We start from the raw sequence: 6,878 nt of genomic DNA, 5'->3' as shown, positions 1-6,878 counted from the left end.
ACATATCAGCCACTGACACACCGCGATCGGGAGCAAGCCCCCTCCCACATTTTTTGACCGCGTTCAGTCTTCCAGGGCACGCACTCGCTGCATGCGCTTTTGCTCCACCGGCGCGGCGGCGGTTTGCAACTCAAAGTCAAAATCAATCTGCGCAAACCGCCCTTCCACACCCAGCTCCCGTGCCAACTGCGGGTCGTCACTGAAACGGATCTCGGCAATCAACTCATCGCGTGTCGCATAGGCAAAGTCATCATGCAGGTACGGGTCATCCGACAGGTTGATCTGCGTGGTCAGGTGCCGGTACCCAGGCGCCGAAATGAAGAAGTGAATATGCGCCGGCCGCTGCCCATGACGCCCCAGTTGATCGAGCAAATGCTGAGTCGGGCCGGTTGGCGGGCAGCCGTAGCCGGACGGCACGATGCTGCGAAAACGGTAGTTGCCCTGGGCATCGGTCTCGATGCGCCGGCGCAGGTTGAACTCCGATTGCGTGGGGTCGAACCACGAATAAGTGCCGCCGGTATTGGCCTGCCACACATCCACAATCGCCCCCGCCAGCGGCTTGCCGTCGGTGTCGCGCACCTGCCCGCGCATAAACAGCGGCACCGCGTCATCCAGGCCATCATCCAGCCGTGCTTCGTACTTGCTCAGCGGCGCCCCGGCCACATACAACGGGCCTTCGATGGTGCGCGGCGTGCCGCCGGACTTGCCCGCTTGCTCATCGGCAGCGTCCATCAGCAGGTCCAGGTAATGCTCAAGGCCAAGTCCGGCCGCGAGCAAACCGGCTTCCTGGTGCTTGCCCAGCTCATTGAGGTAATTGACCGCCTTCCAGAACTCTTCCGGAGTCACTTCCAGGTCTTCGATGATGTTTACGGTGTCGCGCAAAATACGGTAGATCAGGGTCTTGGTGCGCGGGTTGCCGCCGTCATTGAGGTTACCGCTGACTTCTTCAAGAAACTGTTGGGCGTGCAGCGTCTGGGACAGTCGGATGGACATGGTGCATTCCTCATCTTGTAGTTATTCGGTGTAGAAGCAGGCTTAACGGTCGTCGTCATGGATCGACGATGGGTGACGACACAGAGCGTTCACCTCGATCGTCATATAAGGGAACAGCGGCAATTGCATCAGCAGGTCGTGCAGCGCTTGCACGCTGTCGACATCGAACACGCTGTAGTTGGCGTAATGCCCGGCGATCCGCCACAGGTGGCGCCACTGGCCCTCTTGCTGCAGGCGCTGCGCCAAGGCTTTCTCTTCGGCCTTCAAGGCCGCTGCACGTTCGGGGTTCATGTCCAAAGGCAGGTTCACGGTCATTTTTACGTGGAACAACATGGCAGGCGCCTCTTAGTGTTTATCACGACGCGAGAACGCCAGGCGCTCTTCATCGATGGCCAGGCCCAGGCCCGGTGCGGTGGAGACATGCAGTTGGAAATCGCGATACACCGGTGGCTCGGTCAGGATGTCCTCGGTGAGCAGCAGCGGACCGAACAGTTCGGTGCCCCACGCCAACTGGTTCAGCGTGAGAAAGGCATGGGCCGAAGCCAGGGTGCCGATTCCCCCTTCGAGCATGGTGCCGCCATACAGGCCGATACCTGCCGCTTCGGCAATCGCAGCGGTGTGCAATACGGCGCGCGGGCCGCCATTCTTGGCGATCTTCAGGGCGAACACCGAGGCGGCGCCTTCGCGAGCCAGGTTGAAGGCGTCTTCCACACACTCGATAGACTCATCGGCCATGATCGGCGCAGGGCTCGACAGGTTGAGTCGCGCCATGCCGCCACGGTTGTTACGCGAGATCGGTTGTTCGATCAGATCGATACCGTTATCGCCCAGCACCCTGCACGCGCGCAGGGCCACCGCCTCGTCCCAGGCCTGGTTGACGTCGACCCGCACACTGGCACGATCGCCCAGGGCCTTTTTGATCGAGATCACATGGGCCAGGTCACGGTCCACCTCACCCGCGCCGATCTTCAATTTGAACAGGCGATGGCGACGCAGGTCGAGCATCTTCTCGGCCTCGGCAATGTCTTGCTCGGTATTGCCGCTGGCCAGGGTCCAGGCCACCGGCAAGGCATCACGTACACGCCCGCCGAGCAGTTCGCTGACCGGCAGATCGAGGCGTTTGCCGAGGGCGTCGAGCAAGGCCGTTTCGATGCCGGATTTGGCGAAGGTGTTGCCGCGAATGTGGCGTGCAAGGCGCAGCATGGCCGCGTTGATATTGCTCGCGTCCTGGCCGATCAGCAGCGGGGCGAAGTGCCGGTCGATGTTGACCTTGATGCTGTCCGGGCTCTCGTTGCCGTAGCTCAGGCCCCCGATGGTGGTGGCTTCGCCGAGGCCTTCGATACCGTCGCTGCAACGCAGGCGGATGATCACCAGGGTCTGGTTCTGCATCGTGTGCATCGCCAGCTTGTGCGGGCGGATAGTCGGGAGGTCGACGATGATCGTCTCGATCGACTCGATGGTACAAATCGGCATAACTATACCCGCTGGGTTCTTTATGGGTTTGAGCCGATTCTGCTGCGCAACTTCACGGGCTTCCAATATAGAATTGGTCTCAAGCGATACCCTACAGGTATCAAAGGAGTCGATATGGAACTGCGTCATCTGCGCTATTTCCGGGTACTGGGTGAAACCCTGAACTTCACCCGCGCCGCCGAACGCCTGCACATTGCCCAACCGCCGCTGAGCCGGCAGATCCAGCAGTTGGAAGATGAGCTGGGCGTGACGCTGCTGGAGCGCGGCCGGCCGCTGCGGCTGACCGAAGCCGGACGGTTTTTCTATGAGCACGCCAAGGTGCTGCTGGAGCAGTTGAACACGGTCTGCGACAACACGCGGCGCATCGGCCTGGGCGAGAAAACCTGGCTGGGCATCGGCTTTGCACCGTCGACCCTGTATGGCGTGCTGCCGGAATTGATCCGCCGGCTGCGCAATCACGAGACGCTGGAACTGGAGCTGGGGTTGTCGGAGATGACCACCTTGCAGCAGGTCGAAGCCCTCAAGGCAGGGCGCATTGATGTGGGCTTCGGGCGTATTCGCATCGACGACCCGGCCATCGTCCAGCGTGTGCTGGTGGAAGATCGGCTGGTGGCCGTGCTGCCGGCCGGCCACCCGTTGCTCGACGCGCCCGCGACCCTCGCTCAATTGGCCGCCGAACCTTTCGTGCTCTACCCCGGCAACCCGCGCCCCAGCTATGCCGACCATGTGATCGCACTGTTCGATGCGCAGGGTTTGAGCCTCAAGGTTGCGCAATGGACCAACGAACTGCAGACCGCCATCGGCCTGGTCGGCGCAGGCATGGGCGTGACGCTGGTGCCGGCCTCGGTGCAGGTGCTGCACCGCGCCGATATCGGCTACACACCGATAGTGGAAAGCACCGCGACCTCGCCGATCATTCTCAGCCGCCGGGTGAATGACCAGTCGCCTGGGCTCAGTCATTGCCTGCAACTGGTGGAAGCGTTGACAAACTAATGTGGGAGGGGGCTTGCTCCCGATAGCGGTGGTTCAGTCAACTCTGTATCGACTGGTACCCCGCCATCGGGAGCAAGCCTCCTCTCACATTGGATCTTCATGGGCTTCATAGACTGCGCAGCCGCTTGCGCTGCTGGGTCTGGCTCGGCGACTCATCGAACAGCTTGCGATACTCCGCCGCAAACCGCCCCAGGTGGGTGAAGCCCCAGCCCAGGGCGATTTCGGAAATGGTGCGGGTAGCGCCGTGTTCGAGGATTTCCTGGCGCACCGCGCCCAGCCGGTATTTTTTCAGATAGGCCATGGGCGACAGGGCGAAGTACTTGCGGAACGCGTCGAACAGCTTGAACCGGGAGACACCTGCGGCGGTTTCCAGGTCTTCCAGGCGCACTGCTTCGCGGGCATTGTCGTGGATGTATTGCCGCGCACGGATCAGATAGTGCGGCAGTTTCACCCCGAGCACGTCGCGCAATTCTTCGGAGTAATTATTCGGCTGGGCCAGGATCAACCCCTTGATCAACGAGCTTTCCAGGTCCCGGGTAAACGCCGTCTGCTCATACAATTCGCTGCTGTGCTCCAGCTCCGCAATGAAGTAGCGCGCCATGCGCCACCAGGATGCCGAGGCGCCCTCCACCGCGTCCATCACCGACTCAAAACGCAGCGGTGCCTCAATCGGCCGTTGCAGCAGCCCCTCCAGCGACTCACTCATCGCCGCCCGCGTAATCACGACCTGCAACTTGCGGCAATCACCGGAAATCGCCAGTACCTGATGCTCGTTGGGCGAGATGATCACCCCTTGGTCGCGATTGGAACTCAGGCGCTCACCGTTCTTGCTCAACTCTTGCTCGCCCACCAATGGCAGGCTGAGGCTATAGCTGCTGAAGTGCTCGGCGTCTTCGATGTCGATAGTCACATCCGTGCCGTATTCGATCACGCCCAGGGTGGTGGCGCGGGACTTGAGCACATTGGCGCTGTGATGGAAGCGCAGGCGTTCGGGCGTGGCCGTCACCAGGCGATGCGGCCCGCAAATACCGGACATCCAGCTGCGGGCGCCTTCCAGGTCGAAGCGTTGAATCGTTTGGCTGCTCATCAGGGTGCACCCACGGCGGTTAGGCATTTGCGCGCTCTGGCGGCGCGTCGTTGTGGTTTGACAGCAAGTAATGCGCCACGCCCGCGCAATTGCCAGCGGGTGGATAGCAATGGACAACTAAGTGGATAAGCGGTCGGCTTTTGCGACCATCGCCCTGCAAGACAGTAGCGCATCCCGTCACCGCCATGCACCGGGTTGGGTATTTGCTGCCCACTTATCCGGGGCAATTTTCCGGAGCAGGTTCCCCCATTAAGCGGATAGCCCACGCCCTGCCCTGCTGCCTCTAATAAACCACCGATTAGCCCTATCAAAAAGGTGCCTCCCATGAGTGGTGCAAGAAGCGTCGAGCAGTGGAAAACATTTATTGAAGGCTGCCTGGATTTTCGCCCGGTGGATGAAGTGTTCCGCATTGCCCGCGACATGTTCACCGAGCCGCAACTGTTCGACCTGGAGATGGAACTGATCTTCGAAAAGAACTGGATCTATGCCTGCCACGAAAGCGAACTGGCCAACAACCACGACTTCGTGACGATGCGCGCCGGGCGCCAGCCGATGATCATCACCCGCGACGGCGAAGGCCAACTCAATGCACTGATCAACGCCTGCCAGCATCGCGGCACGACCCTGACGCGGGTCGGCAAAGGCAACCAATCCACCTTCACCTGCCCCTTCCATGCCTGGTGCTACAAGAGCGACGGCCGATTGGTGAAGGTCAAGGCGCCAGGGGAATACCCGGAGGGTTTCGACAAGGCCACGCGCGGACTGAAAAAGGCACGTATCGAGAGCTACAAGGGCTTCGTGTTTATCAGCCTGGACGTGAATGGCAGCGACAGCCTGGAAGACTTCCTCGGCGATGCCAAAGTGTTCTTCGACATGATGGTCGCCCAGTCGGCCACCGGGGAGCTGGAAGTGCTGCCGGGCAAGTCCGCCTACACCTATGACGGCAACTGGAAGCTGCAGAACGAGAACGGCCTGGACGGTTATCACGTCAGCACCGTGCACTACAACTACGTGGCCACGGTGCAGCATCGCCAACAAGTGAATACCGAGAACGGCAGCGGGTCTGCCGGCACCCTGGACTACAGCAAGCTCGGTGCCGGCGACGCGAATACCGATGACGGCTGGTTCGCCTTCAACAATGGCCACAGCGTGCTGTTCAGCGATATGCCCAACCCCAGCGTGCGCTCCGGCTACGCCACCATCATGCCGCGCCTGGTGTCCGAACACGGCCAGCAAAAGGCCGAGTGGATGATGCACCGCCTGCGCAACCTGAATATCTACCCGAGCCTGTTCTTCCTCGACCAGATCAGCTCGCAGCTGCGCATCATCCGCCCGGTGGCGTGGAACAAGACCGAGATCATCAGCCAGTGCCTGGGGGTGAAGCACGAGTCTGACGCCGACCGTGAAAACCGCATCCGCCAGTTCGAAGACTTCTTCAACGTGTCCGGCATGGGCACCCCGGATGACCTGGTGGAGTTCCGCGAAGCCCAGCGCGGTTTCCAGGGCCGCCTGGAACGCTGGAGTGATATTTCCCGCGGCAGCCATCGCTGGGAAACCGGGCCGACGCCGAACAGCGAGGCCATCGGCATCCAACCGGCCATGACCGGCACCGAATTTACCCACGAAGGTTTGTATGTGAACCAGCACCGCAACTGGCAGCAGTTCCTGCTCAACGGGCTCGATCAAAAAGCCTTGAAACTGCGGGAGGTGAATTGATGAACGCGCAATTACAGTACCGGATCGAGCAATTTTTCTACCGCAAGTCCGAACTGTGCGACGCCCAGGATTGGGACGCCTATGTGCAGTTGTTCGACCCGCAAAGCGAATTCCACCTGCCGCAATGGGATTCGGAACACGTCTATACCCGCGACCCCAAGCGGGAGATGTCGTTGATCTATTACGCCAACCGTTCGGGCCTGGAAGACCGCGTGTTCCGTTTGCGTACCGGCAAGGCGGCTTCGGCGACCCCGATGCCACGCACCTTGCACCTGATCAATAACGTGCGGATTGCCGAGCAGGCGGACGGCACGTTGGAGGTGCGCTTGAACTGGCACACGCTGTTCTACCGCCTGGCCACATCGGAGCAGTTTTACGGGCACGCTACATATCGCCTCAAACCCCATGGCGACAGCTGGTTGATCATGCGCAAACACACGTTGCTGCTCAACGACACCATCAACTCGGTGCTGGATTTCTATCACCTCTAACCACGTGTAGTGAGCGGGCTTGCCCCGCGCTGGGCTGCGTAGCGGCCCCAAAAAAACCAGGAGCGCTGCGCACTCCAGCGCGGGGCAAGCCCGCTCACTACAAGTTCGCATGCTGATGTGGAGCA

The 6,878-nt window shown here is 60.9% G+C and carries 7 protein-coding genes; 3 read left to right on the top strand and 4 right to left on the bottom strand.

The features are described from left to right. Positions 1–63: 63 nt before the first annotated feature. The 3 genes from catA to ACQRBV_RS12275 are packed head-to-tail and all read right to left on the bottom strand — an operon-like array spanning position 64 to position 2,466. Complete coding sequence (catA, locus tag ACQRBV_RS12285; protein ID WP_104994817.1) at positions 64–993, bottom strand: catechol 1,2-dioxygenase; 930 nt, start codon at positions 991–993, stop codon at positions 64–66. 42 nt (positions 994–1,035) lie between these two features. Then, positions 1,036–1,326, bottom strand: a complete 291-nt coding sequence (catC, locus tag ACQRBV_RS12280; RefSeq protein ID WP_060754411.1) for a muconolactone Delta-isomerase — start codon at positions 1,324–1,326, stop codon at positions 1,036–1,038. Between the two features lie 12 nt (positions 1,327–1,338). Continuing rightward, positions 1,339–2,466, bottom strand: a complete 1,128-nt coding sequence (locus ACQRBV_RS12275; RefSeq protein ID WP_411985862.1) for a muconate cycloisomerase family protein — start codon at positions 2,464–2,466, stop codon at positions 1,339–1,341. A gap of 114 nt (positions 2,467–2,580) precedes the next feature. On the opposite strand from ACQRBV_RS12275, the gene ACQRBV_RS12270 reads away from it, so the two are divergent. Next, positions 2,581–3,459, top strand: coding sequence for a LysR family transcriptional regulator (locus tag ACQRBV_RS12270; RefSeq protein WP_060754413.1), 879 nt, complete (start codon positions 2,581–2,583; stop codon positions 3,457–3,459). 106 nt (positions 3,460–3,565) lie between these two features. Here the strand turns inward: ACQRBV_RS12270 and ACQRBV_RS12265 are convergent, their stop codons facing one another. Further along, complete coding sequence (locus ACQRBV_RS12265) at positions 3,566–4,546, bottom strand: AraC family transcriptional regulator (protein WP_411985863.1); 981 nt, start codon at positions 4,544–4,546, stop codon at positions 3,566–3,568. A 324-nt stretch (positions 4,547–4,870) separates the two neighbouring features. Between ACQRBV_RS12265 and antA the strand changes: the two genes are divergently transcribed. Together antA and antB are read left to right on the top strand one after the other, a co-directional pair. Continuing rightward, the gene (antA, locus tag ACQRBV_RS12260) at positions 4,871–6,262 is read left to right on the top strand and encodes an anthranilate 1,2-dioxygenase large subunit (RefSeq protein ID WP_205344608.1); all 1,392 of its coding nucleotides are present in this window, start codon (positions 4,871–4,873) and stop codon (positions 6,260–6,262) included. Continuing rightward, the gene (gene antB / locus ACQRBV_RS12255; RefSeq protein WP_060754415.1) at positions 6,262–6,753 is read left to right on the top strand and encodes an anthranilate 1,2-dioxygenase small subunit; all 492 of its coding nucleotides are present in this window, start codon (positions 6,262–6,264) and stop codon (positions 6,751–6,753) included. The genes antA and antB overlap by 1 nt, the downstream gene beginning before the upstream one ends. Positions 6,754–6,878: the final 125 nt, after the last annotated feature.

The organism is Pseudomonas sp. R11F, from assembly GCF_050312575.1.
Taxonomy (GTDB): domain Bacteria; phylum Pseudomonadota; class Gammaproteobacteria; order Pseudomonadales; family Pseudomonadaceae; genus Aquipseudomonas; species Aquipseudomonas palleroniana.
The sequence above is the reverse complement of the archived record's forward strand: the minus strand, read 5'-3'. Positions and strand labels throughout refer to the sequence as shown.